The following is a 21,689-nucleotide window of genomic DNA, read 5'->3' on the forward strand; positions in this document are numbered from 1 at the left end:
GGTTTTATTATTCGTTCAATGCCAGATACTCATTGAATTGTTCAATGCTGGGGTAAGACGACTGGGTGCCTTTCCCGGTGACGCTGAAAGCGGCAAAGAGGGAGGCTTTTTTCATGGCGGCTTCAACGTCGCCGCTCTGGACGTAGTAATGGGCGAAGCAGCCGATAAAGGCATCACCGGCCCCGCTGGTATCTACTGCATTGACTTTACATGCCGGAACCTTGACTTCCCGGTCGCGCGTCATCCACAGCGCGCCTTTTTCACCCATGGTGACGATAATATTATTCAGCCCTTTCTCTACCAGCGATCGCGCCGCGAGACAGATATTTTCGTAGGTATTCACCGGCATGCCGGTCAGAATTTCCAGCTCGGTTTCGTTCGGCACAAAGAAATCACATTTACAGGCATAGGACATATCTAATTCACGTAATGCAGGGGCTGGATTTAATAGCACCTGAATACCGTGCTTTTTACCAAACTCGATGGCGTGATAAACCGTCTCCAGCTGCACTTCAAGTTGCAGAACAATTAACTGGCACTTTTTCAGATCGTCTGCCGCGCGGTCGATATCTTCTGGTGAGAGGAATTTATTGGCGCCCTTCACAATCAGAATACTGTTGCTGGAGTTGGCGTTAACAAAGATCGGCGCCACGCCGCTGCTGGTACAGGGCACTTTTTCCACATAGGTGGTATTGATACCCCAGGACTCCAGATTGCGGATGGTGTTATCAGCAAAAATATCGTCACCGACCTTGGTCAGCATCATCACCTTCGAATTGAGCTTGGCCGCCGCCACCGCCTGATTCGCGCCTTTGCCGCCACAGCCAATTTTAAATGCCGGGGCTTCGAGGGTTTCGCCCTCCTTCGGCATCTGATTAATGTAGGTGATGAGATCCACCATGTTGGAGCCGATAACCGCGATATCCATCTTTACTACCTCTCTGAAACAATCACACAACAATGATATTATCGTAACATTATCATGTTATTTTCGTATCATTTGTGACTGTGATCGCGATTACAGGATCCCTCCCGCTGTTTATTGTTTAAGCGTTATGCGGCGATAGAAATGTGATCCAGGATTGAGGTTTGTTAATTAAATCATTTATAACAATGAGTTGAGGTAGACAAACAGTTTGAGAAGTGACTTTTCTTTCCTGCCGGGCGGCAGTATAGTATGGCGCAACAAGAATGTTCCTGACGCATCATAAATGTGTTTATCGGAACATCATAAAGTGCGGAGAGGGTGAATGGAGACGAAGCAAAAAGAACGAATCCGGCGTCTGGTGGAGCTATTAAAGAAAACCGACCGCATTCACCTGAAAGATGCCGCCAGGATGCTTGAAGTCTCCGTCATGACCATCCGTCGCGATCTCAGCCCGGATAACCATGAAACCGTGCTCCCCCTGACCCTGCTGGGCGGCTATATCGTGATGGTCAACAAACCGGCCTCCGCGCCTGCGACCCCCGTCGTTCGCAGCCAGACACACCATCCCGACGACTTGCCCATCGCCATTCTGGCGGCCGGCATGGTGGCAGAAAACGATCTGGTCTTTTTCGATAACGGCCCGGAAATGCCGCTGGTGATTAGCATGATCCCGGACGACATCACCTTTACCGGTATCTGTTATTCACATCGCGTATTTATGGCGCTCAATGAAAAGCCCAACGCCACCGCCATTCTGTGTGGCGGCACCTATCGGGCAAAAAGCGATGCGTTTTATGACACCAGCAATCCCTCGGTGCTGGACTCCCTGAACCCGCGTAAGGTGTTTATCTCCGCCAGCGGCGTGCATGAGCACTACGGCGTGACCTGGTTTAACCTGGACGACCTGGCCACCAAGCGCAAAGCCATGCAGCACGGCATCCGCAAAATCCTGCTGGCCCGCTACGCCCTGTTTGATGAAGTGGCCCCCGCCAGCATCGGGCCGCTGTCGGCCTTTGATGTGCTGATCAGCGACCGTCCGCTACCGGCAGACTATCCGGCCCACTGCCGGAACGGCTTTGTGAAGATCATAACCCCGGACGCTGCCGGGGACTGATTTACTCGAAGAACACCGTAATTTTGTTAAACATGGTCGGATCGGACTGGTTACGCACCACTTTCACCACATCTTCCAGCTTGTCGATCTGGGCCATCATCTGCTCCAGTCGCTGATCGTCATTCACCAGCAGCCAGATGCGGCTGTGTTCGCTTCCCTGAATCGGCAGACAGAGGATGCCCTCCACGTTAAAGGCGCGGCGGGCAAACAGCCCGCAGACGTGGGTCATGACGCCGGGGTGGTTGCGGACAGTAAGCTCCAGAATGACATTATCGTTTTGTTTTTGCATGGCTTATTCCCCCACCATTTCAGTATTGGCCGCACCGGGTGGGACCATCGGATAGACTTTTTGTTGTGGATCGATACGCACGTGGATCAGCGCCGGGCCAGGGCGTGAGATCGCCGCCTGCAGCGCCGCGTGCGCGTCTTCCTCGGCATTCAGATCGCAGGTGTGCAGGCCAAAACCGGCAGCAATCTGCATAAAGTTAATCATCCCCGGATAGGTGGCAGCAAAGACGCCCTGCTTGTAGAACAGACTCTGCTGCTGATGCACCAGCCCCAGCGCTTCGTTGTTCATCAGGATAATTTTCACATCCAGCTGGTTTTCCGCCGCGGTGGCCATCTCCTGAATATTCATCATCAGGCTGCCGTCGCCGGAGAAGCAGATCACCTTCCGGTCCGGGTTCGCCAGCGCCGCGCCTACTGCCGCAGGCAGACCAAAGCCCATCGTTCCCAATCCGCCGGAGGTCAGCCACTGACGTGGACGGTTCAACGGATAGGCCTGGGCGGTCCACATCTGATGCTGGCCCACGTCGGTGGTGATGATGGCGCTGTCGTCCACGCAGGCGGCCACGGCGTTAATCAGCCCGTAATGGCTGAGCGGATCGCCCCCGGTCGGAATAGCCCCCGGGAACTCCTGTTGCAGGCCGGTCACCTGCTGCTGCCACGCGGTGCGTGGGGTAGCATCAATGTGCGGCAGCAGCTGCGCCAGCACCTCGTTAACATCCCCCTGGATCGCTACGTGCGGCTGTTTGATTTTGCCCAGCTCTGCGCGGTCGATATCCACATGGATAATTTTGGCGTTCGGGCAGAATTGCTCGGTTTTGCCAATCGCCCGGTCATCAAAACGCGCCCCGAGAACAATCAGCAGATCCGCTTCCTGCAGGATAAAGTTGGTGCTGCGGGCGCCGTGCATGCCAAGCATCCCCAGCGACAGGGGGTGCGCTTTTGGCAGCATGCCCAGTGCCATCAGGGTCATGGTGGTCGGCAGGCTGGCTTTTTCGGCCAGGGCACGCACCGCGTCAGGCGCATCGATGACCCCACCGCCCAGATAGAGCACCGGACGTTGTGCAGCGTTTATCATCGCCGCCGCCTCGCGCACGCTCTCAACGCTGAATTCAGGCGATGGTGCACGCGTGCCGGGTTCTGGCAGCACGTCGATCTCAATTTCAGCGGTCTGCACATCCTTAGGAATGTCTATCCACACCGGGCCAGGGCGGCCGGACTGGGCGATACGGAACGCATCGCTGATAACCTGCGGTAATTCGCTGATATCGCGCACTAAATAGTTGTGCTTGGTGATGGGGATAGAGATGCCGTAGGTGTCCACTTCCTGAAACGCATCGGTGCCGATCATCGAGGCAGGCACCTGGCCGGTAATGCAGACCAACGGGATAGAGTCGAGACGGGCATCGGCGATGGCGGTCACCAGGTTGGTGGCCCCCGGCCCGCTACAGGCCATACAGACCGCCGGTTTGCCCTGGGTACGCGCCATGCCCTGAGCGATAAAGCCTGCGCCCTGCTCGTGACGCGCCAGCACGTGGCGGATCTGCGTGCTTTGGCTTAAAGCGTCATACAGCGGAAGTACCGTCCCGCCAGGAATACCCGCTACCGTGGTAATGCCCTGACGTTCCAGCAAATGAACGATTAACTGCGCGCCAGTAAAACGCGTCTTGTGTGATGTTGTGCCCGAACTTGCCATGCTCCAGTCCTTTTATTCTGAGCCAGGTTTCCGGGGGGCCTTTAAACAAAAACCCCGCCGGTTTGCGCCGGCGGGGTTTGGAATCGTGTGTTGATTCAGTCCCTACGGCGCATTGCCGACGACCACCACCACACGCACGACGACCACTGCGGCTGGGTGCGCAGTTTTTAGTAGGGTCGAGGTCAGCATGGAAGCGTTCATTAGGAACCTGTTTCTGGAATCATTAAGTGGATTTATACAAGCACAGGTTTTGAGGCGTGACAACGGAATTATTTTCATCTGGCTGAAAATGCGTCAAGGATCACGTTTCGCTTGTCGGGTGATGACACTCAAAAAGTGGCTTGTAACTCACTCAATCAACAGCGCGGGTGTTACGCCGAATCTGGTTACCAACGTTTTGATATGGTTGAGAATCCATCAAGGTTTTACAGCCGCAATACTTACAAGAACGGATTCCATTTACAGGCGTAACGCAACCATGTCGGGGCTATATGCTTCATAGCGACTAATTCTTGCACGTAAGGTATCCAGTGTCGGAAAAAATTTTCAATGCTGCAGGGTACGGAAAATGACCTTTTGCTATGGTTCGCCTAAAAATGGCGTTCTTGCGTGTGCTGCGGAAGGTTGGGTACCGCATATAAACCAGCTTTCTTAGAAATTAGTCGCGTTTTATTACTCTGATAAGCGACATCTGACTACTTCGCAATGTTAACAAAAGCAAAAACCACCGCTTATTTTGGTGGTTTATATGCATTCCAAAGACTTACTGCATGTGTATGACATAAACCTATCAGGTGGAACTTTAAAATTTGCCAGATAGCTTTGTTGTAAATCCCGTTTCAGTATGTTGCTCGCTCATTCCAGGAGTCACTATAAATAATATTGCCCTCGCAATGCTTCCAGGTAATTTTCTCATAACGTATGAGAACCGTTTCAAGGTGTGTTCCGGTGTTTGCGCCTGGATACAGGCCTGGTGTGATTGAGGTTATTTTTACATTCTCAAGGAAGATATTAAAATACTCCTGTTCTAAACCAGCCTGATTAATCTGATACATCTTAATAGTGGCAGACTGGAGCGTTTTCCCCATACTCAGCGCCCGAAATAAAAGCGGGGTGACACGATCAAATTCCTTTTGAAACATGACGGGCATATGTATGCGCGTACCCGTCAATCTCCCGGTGTTCCCGTCAACAGGGATGTTTACATTATGCGTGAAAGATTTAAGTTCAATTGCACCTTCACGCCCTGATACAAGGCAAGGGCCAACCATGGGAGAACCATTTTCATCAGTTAAAAATAAATAAGCCGGATTTGACATAAAAACTCCTTTTTATAAAATTCAATCGTACTTATCAAAGCGACCGAAAATGATTGGATGAACAATAATAAATACGACGATAGCAATGAATGTTAACAATACCCAGTAGTCGGGTACCAACCACAGGAACAAAGAGGCGCATGCAAAAATATAAATTGGAAATAAAATATCCGAAAATAAAATTGATAGCAGACTCTTAAACATACCCCTTATCCTTTAAGTCATTAGAAATTGACTCGAAATCTCTGTAGAATCCCATTCGCACCTTCTTAATAAGTTCAGACAGAAAAGGCTCAAAAAAGTAGTAAAGCATTTCTAATTGTGCGGCATAGAGAGTTGCGTAATACTCAGGATCCAGAGTTTTCAAGCGACGGGCAGCAAGAGCGCACTTCTGTTCTGTGCCAATCAATTGCAGTGCCATGACGACGTTAGGTACGCGACGTGCAAGCCGTTCGATGACGATTTCTGAGAGTAAGCCAGATTCGGAAAGGGATTTTGCCAGTCCCCAAGCTATTGTTAAACGTGCAGCCTTACTTGTAGGTATATTTTTAACAAGGCCGGTTACTTTTGAATCCATCTTACGAACACGATTTTGTTCATTTCCATTTTCAGAATCAGCTATAACACTTTCGAAATAAAGATAGAGCATATAGGCTATTACATCGCGATAACGATAAATAGACATAATAGAGAGATACATCCTCTTTTCTTCTGAGAGAAGCTCATCACATGCATCATGATAGATGGGAATTAAGCATGATGAGTACCAACTTACACGCTCCATTCCTGAGTAAATATCAGAGCCGATCCCCTTTAATACTTGCCATGTCCCTGCAACGCCTTGCTGTCCATAAATACCCAACTGCCTGTCGCTCTGGAACTTCATCTTTAAATAATCAGATGCTTGCATAATGTATCCATACGATTACTGCGGTTATATAGGTATACATTGAAAAGCCGAGCAATTCAAATTAGTGATATTGATTCACAGAGATATTCTCATAAAACATAATTTGGTTCATTACTATTTATTATGATAATACGTGATGCACTTTTAATTTTTCATGGGGTATGGATGACTTATATTAATTTACGAACTTAGTGGCGTTGACATGCAAAATTAGACACCTACTTCTTCATAAAAATAGTGTTCCTTAAGCGATCCTAACCAATCCGCAGCGGGGCTAAACAGCGGAACCACTACTTTCCAGCGGTTGGTTGAATATTATAATTATATCAAATTTATATATAACAATTATCAAATGGATGGTTTAAACATGCTGCATACCAGCCGTGTGCGTGGCTAATAAGTAGACAGATGTTTTTGAGACCACAAAACAAAAAACCCCGCCGGAGCGAGGTTTTTTTCAGTGTTTGCGGCTGGTGACCGCAGAGCACACTGTGTTACGTCAACGCACGAAGTATACGCGATCGCACAGGAACGCGCAATTTACGGCACGGATTTTGACGCATTTGAGTATGGCTCCCGCTTTACGTTTTGTCCATAAATTGTCGCGGTAGGGATACCCGTTACCGGATACCCCCCGCACAGATCCCGGCGTGCGCGATTTACGCACCGGGCTCCTGCCTCGGGTGTCTGGCGGTGAACCGCTCCACAGGCCATGGATGAAGAACCCGAACCCTTGGTAGCCATGCGGCTGCCAGTTTGTTTGCTTTCGTCCAGGTCGTATCATCCTTCTGGCTCCTGCGCCTGAGCGCCCGGCGCCAGAGGTTTGTTACGTGTGTCCTGAACTTCTGCATGGTGGGGAAGTTGCCCGGTACCGAGTGATAGTTCAGGTATCCCTGAACCACTCTCCTGAGCCATTTTCCCTGTTCGGGGATTGAGTAATGCCAGCGCCTTCGCAGACCGTCTTTGATGGCTTTCAGAGTTGCCGTCATCCGATCCCGGCGGGTCTTTCGTATCAGCATGAACCTGCCGTTGCGATCTTTCCCGCTGATGTGCGTGAACCCGAGGAAGTTGAACGTTTCTGGTTTGCCTTTTCCCCTGATGGCACGGTTTTCGGCAGCGAAGCGGCCGAACTCCATCAGACGGGTTTTCTCCGGGTGAACCGTGAGTCCGAACTCCCTCAGTCTGCGCTGCATGGCTATACGGAAGCGCCGGGCATCGTATCGTTTGTCGAACCCGATGACGATGTCATCGGCGTATCTGACCATTACCACATTGCCTGTGGCATAGCGACGTCGCCACTGATGCGCCCACAGATCGAAGACGTAGTGGAGGTATATGTTTGCCAGCAGCGGTGAGATGACCGCACCCTGTGGGGTGCCTTCCTCCGTTGCTCGCCATTGACCCTCCTCCGACGTCCCGGCTGTGAGCCACTTACGTATGAGCCTGATTACCCTCCGGTCGCCGATCCGATGCTCTGTGAACCTGATCAGCCATTCGTGGCTCACCCTGTCGAAGAACTGACTGATGTCGGCATCCAGTACCCAGTTTACGTTAGTGCGTACCAGCCCTGTGGCCAGTGCGTCCAGTGCATCGTGCTGGCTTCGCCCGGGTCTGAACCCGTATGAGAACCCCATAAAGTCGTTTTCATAGACTGCGTTCAGGATTTTCACCAGCGCATACTGGACGATCTTGTCCTCCAGCGAGGCGATGCCGAGCGGGCGTTGTTTTCCATCCGCTTTTGGGATGTAGTGACGCCTGCCGGGCTGCGCCCTGTAGCTGCCCTGATGTAGCCTCCGGTGCAGATCTGTTATGTTGTTCTTCATGTTTCCGGCGTAGTCCATCCACCTGATGCCATCCACTCCGGCGGCCGCTTTCCTGCTCAGGGAGAGGAATGCGGCTTCCAGTGCTTCGACTGTCAGCAGGTGGAACAATGCTGTAAACCGTTCTTTCTTCCGCTGCTTCGCAGCTTCCCGCACGCGTGACAGCCTCTGTGACATGCTTTCCCGGCTCTGTGTCCGGCGCATGTGTGGCTGTTCCGCGTTCCCCTTGGCCCCGCTCCTTCGCTCCACTGACTCCGCTCCTTTCGGGTTGTTCGCCTGCTTCGCCGCTACTATGAGCGAGTCCGACTTCTCCTCTCCGTACATCACCGGCTATGACTCCTCGTCTTCCCGGTGCGGGCCATCTCCGACACTGGCAGATGGTCAGAGGGGAGATCTCCCGGTTCCCGCGTAGAGATCGTATTGACATGCCAGGGTCTCAGACCCCGCCGGGTCCATGTGGCACTCGCAGTATCGCACCCTATGATTTTGCCTTCCGTTAACAGTACAACGTCGGCACCCGGTAATTTAATATACATTTCGTGGCTCAATGGCTGGCCTGTCAACACCCCTGTCAACGCTTCGCCCCATACCTCGCGGTATGCAACGCATGACTCGGGGACCTTGTGGATTGCTGGTCCTTCAATGGTCGGGGACTTTCACCCCTTGATCTCTACCGGTCTCCCGGCGCACACTGTTCATATATACAGTATTTATCTATACTGGGTGTGTTCACAGGGTGTGAGGGGAGCCGCTCGTAGTACACCGGCGCAACGAAGTCCTGGCTGAAACGGGTGGTGCCGTCAGCGCCTCCACTCCCCACCTGAGCACACTGTGTTACGTCAACAAAGGTGCTGGTCACAGGCAGCGGAAAGGTACGCCAGCATCGTGCTCCTTAACCAGAGGAGACGCGTATGAGCGTAGTGGATATGGTTGTACTTATCCTCAAACTCATTGTTGCAGCACTGCAACTGCTTGATGCTGTCCTGAAATACGTTAAGTAACTCAGGTTCAAGCCGCACCAAAGAGGGGCGGGAAACCGCCCCTCTTTAATAACGAGGGAATGCTATGTTGCGTTTGTTAATTGAGCCTGTCACGCCGGACGAACCGGGGTATATCGCGCTTAAAACCGAGAGCACCGCGCTCAATTTCAATATGTTGCGCAGGCTGGAAGAGAGCTGGGAACGGGGTGAAAATCGCTTTAACGCTCCCGGTGAAAAACTGTTGGGTGCGTTTCTGAACGGCAAACTGGTAGGGATTTGCGGGTTAAACCGCGATCCGTTCAGCCAGCAGCCGCGGGCCGGTCGTATCCGCCATCTCTATATCAGCGAAAGCTGTCGTGGGCTGGGTATCGGCAAGCAACTGCTCGCCGTCGTGATGGCCGATGCCAGCGTCTGGTTTGATTTTCTCAATACCCACGCGCCTGAGGCTGCCTGGCCCTTCTACCAGCGTGCTGGCTTCACGCTGGTTGTGGATGAACCGCGCGTCACGCACCGGTTATTCTGCGCAGTGTAACGGGCGGGCCATATCGGTTTGCGGCACGACGGATCGCGGCTGCGCCAGGCCCGATCCCGTGGCAACTTTAGTTGCCGTTGTTGTTTATTAATCCTGCCTTTCTGCCGCGATTCATTCATCACCGCAATACTTAACTTGTCATCTCACTGTGGTAGATTCCACGCGCATTTATGGGAATGCGTAGTCACTTATTCTTTATTTATCACTTTGGCAGAAGTTTTCAGCAACATGAAAAGACAACGGAACGTTAATTTACTCTTGATGTTGGTATTGCTGGTCGCCGTCGGTCAGATGGCGCAAACCATCTATATTCCGGCCATTGCCGACATGGCAAACGCGCTCCAGGTGCGTGAGGGTGCCGTCCAGAGCGTAATGGCAGCCTACCTGCTGACCTATGGTGTGTCGCAATTATTCTACGGCCCGCTCTCGGATCGCATTGGTCGCCGTCCGGTAATTTTGGCCGGGATGACGATTTTTATGATCGCCACGGTGATCGCGATGACCACCCACAGCCTGAGCGTGCTGATTGCCGCCAGCGCGTTACAGGGCGTCGGCACTGGGGTCGGCGGAGTGATGGCGCGTACGTTGCCGCGCGATCTGTATGAAGGCAGCCAGCTGCGCCATGCCAACAGCCTGCTCAATATGGGCATTCTGGTCAGCCCGCTGCTGGCCCCGCTGATTGGCGGCCTGCTGGATACCATGTGGTCCTGGCGCGCCTGTTACGGCTTTTTGCTGGTGCTGTGCGTTATCGTCACCTTCAGCATGGCGCGCTGGATGCCGGAAACCCGGCCCACGGAAGCGCCGCGCACCAAACTGCTCACCAGCTACAAAATCCTCTTCGGCAACGGAGCCTTTAACTCCTACGTGCTGATGCTGGTGGGTGGCCTGGCGGGGATCGCGGTATTCGAAGCCAGTTCGGGCGTACTGTTGGGCGCCGGGCTGGGCCTCAGCAGTATGGTGGTGAGTATTCTGTTTATTCTGCCGATCCCGGCGGCGTTTTTCGGCGCCTGGTTCGCCGGGCGCGCCAATAAACGCTTCACCACCCTGATGTGGCAGTCGGTGGTGAGCTGCCTGCTGGCGGGGCTGATGATGTGGATCCCGGGCTTGTTCGGGGTGATGAACGTCTGGACCCTGCTCGTCCCGGCCGCGCTGTTCTTCTTTGGCGCGGGGATGCTGTTCCCGCTGGCAACCAGCGGTGCGATGGAGCCGTTCCCGTTCCTCGCGGGCACCGCCGGGGCACTGGTGGGGGGGCTGCAAAATATCGGTTCCGGCGCGCTGGCCTGGCTTTCGGCAATGCTGCCGCAAAACGGACAGGCGAGCCTCGGGCTGCTGATGACGCTAATGGGTCTGCTGATTTTGCTCTGCTGGCTGCCGCTGGCCTCCCGCGCGTCACATCACGAGCAGGCGGTGTAAGCGGATCTTGCCCCCAGGCCAGTTTCCTGTTTTCTTAAGGGAATACGCCTGTGAGGATCCTATGACGCCACAAACCCTGAAGTTAATCGCACAATACCCTCTGCTCAATGCGCTGATCGCCCTGCAAGAGACCACCTGGCTTAACCCAAAAGCCACCACTCTGGCCGCAGGGCTTCCCCATGTCGGGCTGACCGAAGCCGATGTGGAGGATGCCCGGGCACGCCTGAACCGCTTTGCGCCCTATCTCGCGAAAGCCTTCCCGGAGACGGCAGCCACCAACGGCATTATCGAATCTGAGCTGGTTGCCATTCCGGCGATGCACAGACGGCTGGAGAAGGAATCTGGCGCCCCCCTTCCCGGCACCCTGCTGCTGAAAAAAGACAGCCATCTGCCGATCTCCGGCTCGATTAAAGCCCGCGGTGGGATCTATGAAGTGCTGACCCACGCCGAAAAACTGGCCCTGGACGCCGGACTGCTCAACCTCAACGACGATTACAGCATCCTGCTTGAGCCGCGCTTCAAAGCGTTCTTCAGCCAGTACAGCATCGCCGTGGGGTCTACCGGCAACCTCGGGATGTCTATCGGCATTATGAGCGCCCGCATCGGCTTTAAGGTAACGGTGCACATGTCTGCCGACGCCCGCGAGTGGAAAAAATCCAGACTGCGCAGCCACGGCGTGACGGTAGTGGAGTATGAACAGGATTACGGCGTGGCGGTGGAGCAAGGGCGCAAAGCGGCGGAAAACGATCCGAACTGCTTCTTTATTGACGATGAAAACTCCCGCACTTTGTTTTTAGGTTATGCCGTGGCAGGCGAGCGCCTGAAGGCGCAGTTTGCCGAACAGGGTCGTGTGGTGGATACGGATCACCCGCTCTTTGTCTATCTGCCGTGCGGCGTGGGCGGTGGCCCTGGCGGGGTGGCGTTTGGGCTGAAGCTGGCCTTTGGCGACCACGTACATTGCTTCTTTGCCGAACCGACCCACTCCCCGTGCATGCTGCTGGGGGTGTATACCGGTCTGCACGATGAGATTGCGGTGCAGGATCTGGGGATCGATAACCTTACCGCGGCGGATGGCCTGGCGGTGGGTCGTGCCTCTGGCTTTGTTGGCCGTGCCATGGAGCGTCTGCTCGACGGGTTCTATACCCTCTCCGATCAGAGCATGTACGACATGCTGGGCTGGCTGGCGCAGGAAGAAAATATTCGTCTTGAGCCATCCGCGCTGGCGGGCATGGCCGGGCCGGTGCGCATCGCCGCTTCCGGCCACTATCCGCTGAATAACGCCACCCACCTGGTGTGGGCAACCGGCGGCGGCATGGTGCCGGAAGAGGAGATGGCGAAGTACCTGACGAAAGGACGTTAATTCACCCGCTGGCTCTGGCGCATCAGAGCCATCAGCTCGACAGGTGAACGGCGATAACGCATTAAATCGCGCATCACCCGCATGTGCGGGGCGGAGTGGCGGAAGAACGCCTGATACCCTGCGCAGAGGGCGTTTTTGCCCTCAACCCACGGCTGCGGGGTGTCACTGTTGCACAGATAACGAACCGGGCACGCCTGGCATTCGTCGGGAAGGGGGAAAGCACAGATCGGCGGTGGATTGCCGCGCCAGATCTCCAGCGCCGAGTCAAAGAGTTGTACAGAGATACGACCGATATCTTCCCGTACCCAGACATCAAACACCGCCGTCAGGAACGCGGCCCACTGCTGGTCGGTGATGGACGCCGGGTTATCGCGTGCCTGCAAGGGAATAAACTGTAACTGCCGCGAACCCTGGCTGCGCAGATCGCGGTACAACCGCTCCGGCTGGCAACAGTTCTGGCGGTTGATGAGCGTTACGAGCACTTTGGCCTGACATCCTGTCATGCAAAATCCCTGATAAAAATAATGAGATGGTGAACATGACTAGCAGCAAACAATAATGCGAGGGATAACACTGCGAGGGAGATCAAAAATTTAATACGTACAGGTCGGGATGCTGAAAAGTCGTACAGCGAAACGTCCATCCGTGCGCGGTTGCGGGTGTAATGCCAGAGGATCAGCGCTACCAGTGCCAGCACGCCCAGCGCTAACCAGAACAGCGGGCCAGCCTGTTGCCAGTTGTGCCTGACCGCCAGCACCATCAACGCGCCGTAGCCAAACAGCGTGCGCAGCCAGGCCAGCGAGGTGCGCTCCGGCTGCAACCCCGGATCGGCCACCCGACGCGCCTTACGGCTATCCGCCATACAGCACCAACCCCATCACAATCACCGCGACGAACAACAGGATCAGGCTGATAACCAGCAGGCTATGGGTGTAGGGCAAATCATCTTTCAGGCGCATGGCTTTTTCATTACGCAGCCAGCGCAGGTAACCGTAGATCGCCAGCCCCCCGGAAAAGAGGCACAGCAGCAGCGCCAGCAGCTGGCGGATCACTGGTGTGGCAAAATCGGGGGCCAGCTGGTCAAGGCCGACACCCGCCGCCAGAAAACCGAGCGCGGTGCGGATCCACGCCAGAAAGGTACGCTCGTTTGCCAGCGAGAAGCGATAATCCGGCGCTTCGCCGAGGCGGGAAATTTTCATGACCACTCCTGTCTGACTGCCCGTTGTACAAAACTGCGGCAATGTTAACGTATCCAGGGCAGTATTTCTCGCCTTAACCCATCCCCCAGAACAGCACCGCCAGCAGCTGCGGTGTGATAATGCGCATAAACATCACCAGCGGATAGACCGTGGCGTAGGAGAGCGCCGCCGCACCGCTGGTGGCGTGCAGGTTGTTGGCAAAGGCCAGTGCCGGCGGATCGGTCATCGAACCGGCCAGCATGCCGCACAGGGTTAAATAGTTCATCTTTGCCAGCAGCCGCGCCAGAATGCCCATGGTGATCAGCGGGATGGCAGTAATGAGGATGCCATAGCCAATCCAGCTGACCCCGTCGCCGCGGGCCAGGGTCTCGATGAACTCCCCACCCGACTTTAGCCCCACCACCGCCAGGAACAGAACAATCCCCAGCTCGCGCAGGGCGAGGTTGGCGCTCGGGGGCATAAACCAGTAGAGCTTGCCCACGCAGCCGATGCGCCCGAGGATCAGCGCCATAATCAGCGGCCCGCCTGCCAGCCCCAGCTTGAGCGCCACCGGGAACCCCGGCACGTACAGCGGAATGGAGCCGAGCAGGACACCGAGACCGATGCCGATAAAGACCGGCAGCATCTGCACTTGCTGCAGTTTTTGCTGCGCGTTGCCTACCATATTGGCAACAGCGTCAATGGAGGTCGGGCGCCCGACAAGGTTGAGGATATCACCAAACTGCAGGCTGGCGTCCGGGCTGGCCACCAGCTCCACCCCGGCGCGGTTCAGGCGCGAAATCACGACGTCATAACGCTCTTTTGCCTGCAAATCGCGGATTTTTTTGCCCAATACCTGCTCATTAGTCACGACTACCCGTTCGACGCGCATGTCGGTGCCGCGCGTCGAGAGCGAGGTATCGACCTCCTGGCCGATCACCAGTTGGGCGTTGTGCAGATCGACCGGTTGACCGACGAGGTGCAGCAGATCGCCGGTCTGGATCAGGGTGCCGGGCAAAGGCACCATCAGGGTCTGCTCGCGCTTCAGGCGGGAACAAATAATGTTGGCGCTATTGAGGATCGGCACATCCTGGATCGCCAGGTTGTTGAGATTGGGATTATCGACGCGGATGTTGATGGTTTTTATCAGCGCCTGACCCTGAGTAAGGGTGGATTCATGCTGCTTAGCTTCTTGCTCTACGTTAATGTGAAACAAAACGCGCATCAGCCACATGGTGAGCAGAATGCCGCAGATGCCGAACGGATAAGCCATGGCGTAGCTCATGCCCATATGATCCACGATGCCTGGCTCGATACCCAGATCGCGCAGGATTTGCTGCCCGGCTCCCAGCGCGGGGGTGTTGGTGACCGCACCGGAGAAAATCCCCAGCACCACTGGCAGCGGGATGGCGAAGAGTTTATGCAGCAAGGCGGTAACCAGCCCGCCCATCACCACAATCCCCATCGCAAAAAGGTTGAGGCGCAGGCCCGAGACACGCAGCGAGGCGAAAAACCCCGGCCCAACCTGAATGCCGATGGTGTAAACGAAGAGGATCAGGCCAAATTCTTGAATGAAATGCAGCATCTGCGCGCTGAGCACGATGCCCAACTGGTCAGCAAAATGACCGACAAAAATTCCGCCAAACAGCACGCCGCCAATGCCGAACCCGACGCCGCGGATTTTGATATTGCCTATCCACAACCCGACCACCGCAACCAATGCCAGAATACTGACCGTTAACGCTATATCACTCATGACGGCATCCCTGTGAATAACATTATTATCAGAAGGGATTTTCGCAGAGCGCAGGCGGGTTGTATGGGCGATGGCGCACAAAAAGCCCGCGCTAAAAGCAAAACGGCCACCCGAAGGTGACCGTTTGAGTTTTTACCCTCTCCCGTGAGAAAGGGTTGGGGTGAGGACATCAGGCCGCATCACCCGATACACGGGTATTAGCTGTTCAACGCCGGGCGTTCGCTAATGGCGATCCGCTGCGGAGCAATTTCTTCCGGCACGTTGCGGGTAATGTCGATATGCAGCAGCCCGTTATTAAAGGTGGCGCCCGTCACTTCCATATGTTCAGCGAGGGTAAAGCTCAGGCTGAACGGCTGAGTGACCAGCCCCTGATGCAGCCATTTGGTTTCGGTCTCCGGTTTTTCCGGGGTACCTTTAACCGTCAGGCGCGTGCCTTCCAGCTGGATATCAAGGTTCTGCTGGCTGAACCCTGCCACCGCGAGCGTAATGCGATAGTGGTTATCGTCGCTCTTTTCAATGTTATACGGCGGGAAGGTCTGGCTTTCGGTGGTGCTTTGCAGCGCGCTAGCCAGTTTGTCAAAACCTATCCACTGACGCAGCAGGGGGGATAAATCGTAGTTACGCATACTAAATCTCCTTCTGAGAAGCGAGTTCGGCACAGTTTAATTTTGTGCGCAGTTGTTCCTGCAAATCCTGATGGATTCACATATGCTCCCGATATCGGCAAGCATTCAGGTATGGGCCGCAGATGCGACCCGGACAATTAATTAATTTCGATACGGCGCGGTTTTTTCGCTTCCGGGATCACACGTTCCAGATCGATATACAGCAGGCCGTTTACCAGGTTCGCGCCGTGAACGTGAATGTTCTCAGCTAACTGGAACTTACGTTCAAAGTTACGTTCTGCGATGCCCTGATAGAGGTAGGTACGTTCTTTCTGCTCGCCCGCATGAGCGCCTTTTACCACCAGCAGGTTGTCCTGCGCGGTGATCTCCAGTTCGCTTTCAGCAAAGCCGGCAACAGCAATTGCGATGCGGTAGTGGTTTTCGTCAACCAATTCAACATTGTATGGAGGGTAGCCATTGCTCTGGCTTTGGTTGTTTTCTAAATGATTGAACAGACGATCGAAGCCAATGGCTGAACGATAAAGCGGAGAAAGATCAAAGTTACGCATACAGTTAAAACTCCTGAAATCAGCAAGAATTGTCGCCTTCCACCGTGGACAGGCTGAGGTATCCCAAACGCCCCTCAGGCACGTTTGTTCATTGATACACTCTTAAAATGGGTCTGCTTCCGTCCTTTTCAAGAGCAACGTAGCGAGAATTTTTTGCACTTTGCGGGTACTGGAATAGACTGGGACTACAGCACGTAAGGTTAAAATGCGATAGGTACCACAGAGCGGTACTTTTCAACTATTCATTTTGATCATGGCCCGTTATAAACCCGGTTGCGGGTCTGTATTGGGCCATTGATGATGACTGACTGATAATGAAAAATGTTCTGATAAAGCTGACGATGTTTAGCACGGTGGTTTTGCTTTGCGGGTGTTCGAGCGTGATGTCTCACACCGGCGGTAAAGAAGGGACATGGCCCGGGACGCGCGCCAGCGCGAAAATGATCGCGGATGACGACACCAACTGGGGGACTAAATCCCTGGTGGTGCTGGATATGCCGTTTACTGCTGTTGTTGATACCCTGCTGCTGCCGTGGGATCTCTTTCGTAAGGACAGTTCTGTTCGCTCCCGCGTGGAGCAAAGCGAGGAGAAGACGCTGGCCACCAACGCCGTCATCCCGCCCGCTGCGATGCCTTCTCGCTAATTAGCGCCCGGTTTCTGTCACCCAGAGCTGACGGAAGCCGTCGATCTCTTCCATCCAGGCAAGATAGCGCCCGTCAGGCGAGTAAACCACAGCATCACCCGACGGCGGGTTGCCGTGATCGGATGTCAAAAAGGTTACTTCGCCCGTGGCGGCATCACAACTGGCAAGGCGATTCTCCAGCACAAACCCCAGCGAATGGCCCGCCGGATGCCAGTTAAATGCCGACTGAATATCGCGTTGATTATGGGTGAGCTGACGAGGCTCTCCCCCTTCCGGCGCGATGAGCCACAGCTGCACCACACCTTTATCATCACGCATCAGGAACGCGATTTGCGTCGCCTGCGGGTTGCTGCGCACCCAGTGTCGCGGCACGTTCACCAGGCCCGGGAAGCGATGGCTGTGGGTGAAGGTTAAACGGCGCTGCACCACCCCGGCTGGCGGGGCGGGCATGCACTCCGCCGTGCCCTGCAGCGGTAAATCTCCGGCCTGTTTCCAGCCCTGCTCCTTTTTCGGCAGGTCCACGATAAACAGTTCCGGTACTTTTTCACCCTGAGCGGAAAGGGTATCGCCGATAAAGGCCAGCCTGTCGTTACCCACCCAGCCCTCTTCATAGGCGCGGTTGATCTCATCGCTGCCCGGCTGCGGCGTGGGGGTCGTACGGCTGACCAGTACGCTCCAGTGCGTTCCACCATATTCACGCGGGTGGTTGCCTGCAGGTGTCACCGGACCATAGGGCGCGGCCACGCCCACGTTGCGCAGATCGCGCTTCGGGTCGAGCGTATGCAGAACATGGTCGTTATAGGTAAAGCTGACGAACCGCCCGTTCGGGCTGAAGACGTGCACGTGGCTGCCGCCGCGCAGCGCGCCGGGGGTGAAGGGCGCGGTGATATCCATTGCATCGAGATTGCTTGTCTGCCCCTGTGCAGCAATCACCCCCTGACGGTGATGAAAGTCGTACTGCCAGTGGGCATCAGGATGGTTTGGGCCGTGGATAAAGACGTACTTATCTTCCGCAGGATGTACGGTCACGACCCCAACATGCGCGCCGTTTGTGGCGCGATAAATCACCTCTACCTCACCCGTTTCGACGTTAACCCGCTCAATGGTGTCGCCGGTAAACGATGCCCCGGACGGGCGGACGTCAAAGACCAGCCACTGGCTGTCTGCAGTCCAGGTGCGGGTGTTGGTGAGCTGATGGTTGCGGGGAGCGAAGGTGATTTGTTTCATGAGGATACCCTGATGCGCGGATGTCGCATCAGGGTATAGCATTGCCGGAAATTAGCCTACCCGTTTCACGTCGCCCACCAGCAGGATGTAGGAGAGCGCGCCGATCAGCGCTACCGCTGAGATATAGACCAGCGCCGGGCCGAAACCGTAGTCCTGCGCCAGATAACCAATCACCAGCGGTACGGTGATCCCACCCAGGCCGCCAACGAAGTTAAACACCCCGCCGGTGAGGCCGATCAGACGCATTGGTGCCAGTGATGACACCAGCGACCAGGTGATAGAGGCAAAGCCATTCCCGAAGAATGCAATCGCCATCAAGGTCATAATCCACACCGGATCGTTGGTGTAGTTCGCACCCATGATGCAGGTAGAGATCAGCAGCCCACAGATGATCGGCGTTTTACGCGCGATGCCAAGGGAGTAGCCTTTCTTCACCAGTTTATCTGCCAGCCAGCCGGACAGCAGCACGCCAAAGAAGGCCGCCAGGAACGGCACGGTGGTCATAAAGCCCGCCTTCAGCGCGGTGATGCCTTTTTCCTGGGTCAGGTAGTTCGGGAACCATGTCAGGAAGAACCACAGCGTCGAGGTAACGGCAAACTGGCCCAGGTAAACGCCCACCAGCTTACGGTGGAAGACCAGCTTCCAGTCGGCTTTGGTCAGCGGCTGACGCGCCTCTTTTTTTACCGGTGCATCGCCATCCACCAGACCGCCGCCGTCGCGGATATAGTCCAGCTCGGCTTTGCTGATGCTTTTGGTCAGACGCGGTGGCTGATAAACCTTAATCCAGATAAACGACCAGATAATGCCGATCCCGCCGGTGACAATAAACACCCAATGCCAGCTCAGCAGCTCCTGGATCCAGATCAGCAGCGGAGTCAGGAACGCGAGGCCGACAAACTGACCGGAGGTATAGAACCCAACGGCAGAAGCGCGCTCATGTTCCGGGAACCAACTGGTAACCATACGGTTGTTGGTCGGGAACGCCGGGGCTTCGAAAATCCCGGTAATGGCGCGCAGACCAATCAGCGACATCAGACCGGTTGTGAAGCCCTGGAACAGCGTCGCCACGGACCAGCCGAAAATCGCAATAAAATAGGTCAGGCGCGAGCCGACACGGTCGAGGAACCAGCCGCCCGGTATCTGGCACAACGTATAGAGCCAGGCAAAGGCCGAGAAGACGTAACCCATTTCTGCTTTGGTAATGCCAAACTCTTCCTGAATATGGGCTGAGGCCACGGCAAGGTTGGCGCGGTCAACGTAGCAAATGACCACGGTAATAAAGATCATCATCAGCGTCAGGTAGCGGCGACGCCCGGTTTTTGCAGCAGTAACTGGAATATCCATCGCAATCTGTCTCCAGATTTTGGGCATAGCGAAGCCGCTCACCATGCCCTGTAGTTTCAGAGGGTGTAATTATTTTTTATTTAAAAACGTAGTCAGAATGCGCTAAATAATTCGTGCTGGGGGAAGGCGGCAAGTTTTCGCATCCCCGGGAGCATACAAAAGTATGTGACCGGGTTAAGAAAGCGCAGCCAACGCATCATCAGCGCGAAGTATGACGCGCATTTACCACTCGGCGACGGAACCGTCTTCATGCCGCCAGAGCGGGTTACGCCAGTCCGGCGCATTTTTACTTAGCTCAATGACTTTGGCTTCGTCGATCTCCACGCCAAGGCCCGGCTTCGTTAATGGTTTGAAGAAACCGCCTTCCATGTTGAAGTCTTCTTTGTTCTTCACAAAGTCGAGCAGCTCCGCGCCCTTGTTGTAGTGGATACCCATGCTTTGTTCCTGGAACACAGCGTTGCGGGAGACAAAGTCCACGTGCAGACAGGCGGCCAGCGCAATCGGCCCCAACGGACAGTGCGGTGCCAGCGCCACGTCGTAGGCTTCTGCCATCCCGGCAATTTTGTAGCATTCGGTGATACCGCCAGCGTGGGAGAGATCCGGCTGCAGAATGGCAATACCGCCCGCCTCCAGCACGCGTTTGAACTCGAAGCGCGAGAACATACGTTCACCCGCCGCGATCGGAATATGGGTCTGCTCCGCCAGTTTCGGGTAGTACTCGGCCTGCTCGGCCAGCACCGGCTCTTCGATAAACAGCGGACGATATTGCTCCAGCTCTTTAATCAGCACTTTGGCCATCGGCGCGCTGACGCGGCCGTGGAAGTCCAGACCAAACTCAATCTCATTGCCGAAGGCCTCGCGGATCTGCGCCACGGTATTCACCGCCCGATCGACCGCACGTGAGTTATCGATAATGCCCATCTCTTCGCAGCCGTTGAGCTTAAAGGTGTCGAAACCGATGCCGCGCAACTTGTTGATGCCGTCGATGACTTCTGCCGGACGGTCGCCGCCTACCCAGCTGTACGCTTTGATTTTGTCGCGCACCAGGCCGCCCATCAGCTGCCACACCGGAGCATTCAGCACCTTGCCTTTGATATCCCACAGCGCCTGGTCGATACCAGCGATAGCGCTCATCATGATCGGGCCGCCACGGTAGAAGCCTGCACGGTACATCACCTGCCACAGGTCGTTAATGCGCGCAGGATCCTGACCAATCAGGTATTCACCCAGCTCATGCACCGCCGCTTCGACGGTGCGCGCGCGGCCTTCAATCACCGGTTCGCCCCAGCCAACGACCCCTTCGTCGGTTTCGATTTTCAGGAACATCCAACGCGGAGGTAAACGGTACGTGGTGAGTTTGGTTATTTTCATTTCACTGCCTCTCGATACGCTTTCACAAATGCTGCCGCCTGCTGGGCGGTACGTTCTACGGACTGCCCGGCGCGATAGAGATCGCTGCCAAGACCCGCACCGACACAGCCGGCTTTCATCCACTGGGCCAGGTTTTCAGGCGTTACCCCGCCCACGGCAAAGACCGGCACGCTGGCGGGCAAGACTGCTTTCAGCGCTTTGATGTAATCCGGGCCAAAGGCCGACGACGGGAAAATTTTGAGCGACTGTGCGCCCGCATCGAGAGCGGTAAAGGCTTCTGTCGCCGTGGCGCATCCCGGGCAGACGGTCATGCCGTAACCCACGGCGCGGCGAATCACTTCAGGATTGATATTGGGCGTCACAATGAGTTTGCAGCCCATCTTCGCCAGCCGATCCACCTGCTCCGGCTGTAATACAGTTCCCGCGCCGATGAGCGCTCTGTCGCCAAACGCATCCACGACCGCCGGGATGCTTCTCTCCCATTCAGGAGAATTGAGCGGAATTTCGACCGCGTCGAACCCGGCGTCGATCACCGCGCCAACGTGCGCTAAGGCCTCGTTGGGGGTAATGCCGCGTAGAATCGCGATAAGGGGAAGATTAGTTTGCCACTGCATGAGCGATGCTCCTTTGTTACGCGA

At 55.2% G+C, this 21,689-nt stretch carries 23 protein-coding genes; 6 read left to right on the plus strand and 17 right to left on the minus strand.

Annotation, left to right across the window (positions count from 1 at the left end; all coding sequences use genetic code 11):
• Nucleotides 1-7 precede the first annotated feature (7 nt).
• Complete coding sequence (gene rbsK / locus C3F35_RS11425) at nucleotides 8-928, minus strand: ribokinase (RefSeq protein WP_059309036.1); 921 nt, start codon at nucleotides 926-928, stop codon at nucleotides 8-10.
• Nucleotides 929-1,250: 322 nt separating this feature from the next.
• On the opposite strand from rbsK, the gene C3F35_RS11430 reads away from it, so the two are divergent.
• Nucleotides 1,251-2,042 (plus strand): DeoR family transcriptional regulator, encoded by a 792-nt coding sequence (locus C3F35_RS11430; protein WP_077226447.1) that lies wholly within the window; start codon nucleotides 1,251-1,253, stop codon nucleotides 2,040-2,042.
• Nucleotide 2,043: 1 nt separating this feature from the next.
• On the opposite strand, the gene ilvN is transcribed toward C3F35_RS11430, so the two are convergent.
• The 6 genes from ilvN to ltrA all read right to left on the minus strand — a co-directional run bounded on the left by ilvN (nucleotide 2,044) and on the right by ltrA (nucleotide 8,399).
• Nucleotides 2,044-2,331 carry an acetolactate synthase small subunit gene (gene ilvN, locus C3F35_RS11435; protein WP_032615597.1) on the minus strand — a complete coding sequence of 96 codons (288 nt, stop codon included), beginning with the start codon at nucleotides 2,329-2,331 and terminating at the stop codon, nucleotides 2,044-2,046.
• Between the two features lie 3 nt (nucleotides 2,332-2,334).
• A complete protein-coding gene (ilvB, locus tag C3F35_RS11440; protein WP_103793438.1) occupies nucleotides 2,335-4,023 on the minus strand; it encodes an acetolactate synthase large subunit in 1,689 nt (562 codons plus the stop codon).
• 102 nt (nucleotides 4,024-4,125) lie between these two features.
• Complete coding sequence (gene ivbL / locus C3F35_RS11445; protein WP_071886509.1) at nucleotides 4,126-4,224, minus strand: ilvB operon leader peptide IvbL; 99 nt, start codon at nucleotides 4,222-4,224, stop codon at nucleotides 4,126-4,128.
• Between the two features lie 638 nt (nucleotides 4,225-4,862).
• Nucleotides 4,863-5,342, minus strand: coding sequence for an Hcp family type VI secretion system effector (locus C3F35_RS11450; protein WP_103793437.1), 480 nt, complete (start codon nucleotides 5,340-5,342; stop codon nucleotides 4,863-4,865).
• Nucleotides 5,343-5,538: 196 nt separating this feature from the next.
• Nucleotides 5,539-6,252 carry a hypothetical protein gene (locus tag C3F35_RS11460; protein ID WP_032615588.1) on the minus strand — a complete coding sequence of 238 codons (714 nt, stop codon included), beginning with the start codon at nucleotides 6,250-6,252 and terminating at the stop codon, nucleotides 5,539-5,541.
• Between the two features lie 659 nt (nucleotides 6,253-6,911).
• Nucleotides 6,912-8,399, minus strand: a complete 1,488-nt coding sequence (gene ltrA / locus C3F35_RS11465) for a group II intron reverse transcriptase/maturase (RefSeq protein ID WP_004178082.1) — start codon at nucleotides 8,397-8,399, stop codon at nucleotides 6,912-6,914.
• Nucleotides 8,400-8,983: 584 nt separating this feature from the next.
• Here ltrA and tisB point away from each other — a divergent pair.
• From tisB to dsdA, 4 genes are all read left to right on the plus strand, one after another.
• Nucleotides 8,984-9,073 (plus strand): type I toxin-antitoxin system toxin TisB, encoded by a 90-nt coding sequence (gene tisB, locus C3F35_RS11475; RefSeq protein ID WP_039032257.1) that lies wholly within the window; start codon nucleotides 8,984-8,986, stop codon nucleotides 9,071-9,073.
• Nucleotides 9,074-9,137: 64 nt separating this feature from the next.
• Nucleotides 9,138-9,584, plus strand: a complete 447-nt coding sequence (locus C3F35_RS11480) for a GNAT family N-acetyltransferase (protein WP_059309040.1) — start codon at nucleotides 9,138-9,140, stop codon at nucleotides 9,582-9,584.
• Nucleotides 9,585-9,812: 228 nt separating this feature from the next.
• Nucleotides 9,813-10,997, plus strand: a complete 1,185-nt coding sequence (emrD, locus tag C3F35_RS11485; RefSeq protein WP_103793436.1) for a multidrug efflux MFS transporter EmrD — start codon at nucleotides 9,813-9,815, stop codon at nucleotides 10,995-10,997.
• A 61-nt stretch (nucleotides 10,998-11,058) separates the two neighbouring features.
• Nucleotides 11,059-12,357 (plus strand): D-serine ammonia-lyase, encoded by a 1,299-nt coding sequence (gene dsdA, locus C3F35_RS11490; RefSeq protein WP_103793435.1) that lies wholly within the window; start codon nucleotides 11,059-11,061, stop codon nucleotides 12,355-12,357.
• Here the strand turns inward: dsdA and C3F35_RS11495 are convergent.
• From C3F35_RS11495 to ibpA, 6 genes are all read right to left on the minus strand, one after another.
• On the minus strand, nucleotides 12,354-12,860 hold the full coding sequence (locus C3F35_RS11495) for a radical SAM protein (protein WP_032615575.1): 507 nt from the start codon (nucleotides 12,858-12,860) through the stop codon (nucleotides 12,354-12,356). The genes dsdA and C3F35_RS11495 overlap by 4 nt on opposite strands.
• Complete coding sequence (locus C3F35_RS11500; RefSeq protein WP_103793434.1) at nucleotides 12,857-13,219, minus strand: DUF202 domain-containing protein; 363 nt, start codon at nucleotides 13,217-13,219, stop codon at nucleotides 12,857-12,859. Before C3F35_RS11500 ends, C3F35_RS11495 begins: the two co-directional genes overlap by 4 nt.
• Complete coding sequence (locus tag C3F35_RS11505) at nucleotides 13,209-13,556, minus strand: YidH family protein (protein WP_032615571.1); 348 nt, start codon at nucleotides 13,554-13,556, stop codon at nucleotides 13,209-13,211. The genes C3F35_RS11500 and C3F35_RS11505 overlap by 11 nt, the downstream gene beginning before the upstream one ends.
• 73 nt (nucleotides 13,557-13,629) lie before the next feature.
• A complete protein-coding gene (locus C3F35_RS11510) occupies nucleotides 13,630-15,291 on the minus strand; it encodes a putative transporter (protein WP_103793433.1) in 1,662 nt (553 codons plus the stop codon).
• A 197-nt stretch (nucleotides 15,292-15,488) separates the two neighbouring features.
• Nucleotides 15,489-15,917 carry a small heat shock chaperone IbpB gene (ibpB, locus tag C3F35_RS11515; RefSeq protein ID WP_059309044.1) on the minus strand — a complete coding sequence of 143 codons (429 nt, stop codon included), beginning with the start codon at nucleotides 15,915-15,917 and terminating at the stop codon, nucleotides 15,489-15,491.
• Between the two features lie 137 nt (nucleotides 15,918-16,054).
• Complete coding sequence (gene ibpA, locus C3F35_RS11520; RefSeq protein ID WP_032615564.1) at nucleotides 16,055-16,465, minus strand: small heat shock chaperone IbpA; 411 nt, start codon at nucleotides 16,463-16,465, stop codon at nucleotides 16,055-16,057.
• A gap of 311 nt (nucleotides 16,466-16,776) precedes the next feature.
• On the opposite strand from ibpA, the gene C3F35_RS11525 reads away from it, so the two are divergent.
• Entirely contained in the window at nucleotides 16,777-17,109 is a 333-nt protein-coding gene (locus tag C3F35_RS11525; RefSeq protein ID WP_032615561.1) for a YceK/YidQ family lipoprotein, read from the plus strand.
• Here the strand turns inward: C3F35_RS11525 and C3F35_RS11530 are convergent, their stop codons facing one another.
• The 4 genes from C3F35_RS11530 to C3F35_RS11545 all read right to left on the minus strand — a co-directional run bounded on the left by C3F35_RS11530 (nucleotide 17,110) and on the right by C3F35_RS11545 (nucleotide 21,665).
• Complete coding sequence (locus C3F35_RS11530; RefSeq protein WP_196221591.1) at nucleotides 17,110-18,336, minus strand: DUF3748 domain-containing protein; 1,227 nt, start codon at nucleotides 18,334-18,336, stop codon at nucleotides 17,110-17,112.
• A 51-nt stretch (nucleotides 18,337-18,387) separates the two neighbouring features.
• Nucleotides 18,388-19,725 carry an MFS transporter gene (locus tag C3F35_RS11535; protein WP_164529549.1) on the minus strand — a complete coding sequence of 446 codons (1,338 nt, stop codon included), beginning with the start codon at nucleotides 19,723-19,725 and terminating at the stop codon, nucleotides 18,388-18,390.
• Nucleotides 19,726-19,902: 177 nt separating this feature from the next.
• Nucleotides 19,903-21,051, minus strand: a complete 1,149-nt coding sequence (gene dgoD / locus C3F35_RS11540; RefSeq protein ID WP_103793431.1) for a galactonate dehydratase — start codon at nucleotides 21,049-21,051, stop codon at nucleotides 19,903-19,905.
• A complete protein-coding gene (locus tag C3F35_RS11545; RefSeq protein WP_103793430.1) occupies nucleotides 21,048-21,665 on the minus strand; it encodes a 2-dehydro-3-deoxy-6-phosphogalactonate aldolase in 618 nt (205 codons plus the stop codon). Before C3F35_RS11545 ends, dgoD begins: the two co-directional genes overlap by 4 nt.
• Nucleotides 21,666-21,689 lie beyond the last annotated feature (24 nt).

The sequence above is a fragment of the Leclercia sp. LSNIH3 genome (genome assembly GCF_002935105.1).
Taxonomy (GTDB): domain Bacteria; phylum Pseudomonadota; class Gammaproteobacteria; order Enterobacterales; family Enterobacteriaceae; genus Enterobacter; species Enterobacter adecarboxylatus.